This is a genomic window from Bacillus sp. SIMBA_074 (assembly GCF_046534555.1).
Lineage (GTDB): Bacteria > Bacillota > Bacilli > Bacillales > Bacillaceae_G > Bacillus_A > Bacillus_A mycoides.
Window position 1 is genome coordinate 1 of the sequence record NZ_JAWRYM010000632.1, and the last position, 266, is coordinate 266.

The 266-nt window shown below is 51.5% G+C and carries 1 protein-coding gene; it reads right to left on the reverse strand.

Annotated features, from left to right (window positions below; all coding sequences use genetic code 11):
- Nucleotides 1-266, reverse strand: a 266-nt coding sequence (locus SB773_RS32280) for a 7-cyano-7-deazaguanine synthase (RefSeq protein WP_410594454.1), incomplete at both ends; no start/stop codon positions are given.

The window sequence follows — 266 nt, forward strand, 5'->3', positions numbered from 1 at the left end:
GATAGGAACAGTAAATTCCGCCCTGGTACGAACGTCGACGGCAATTCCCCGTCTTCCCCGTCCTCCACTGCAATGTCACTTCTCGTCAAAGCATTCGGTGCCAGTTGGTTCAGCAGCGACATGTCAAGGATATGATGGTTCACGCCCAATTCCTTGGCAATCTCTTGAGCGCATTCGATTTCCAAGCTGTGCCGCTGATTATAATCAAACGTCACCGCTTCCACTTCCTCATATCTCTCCATCGCCCAGAACAGGCACGTCGTACT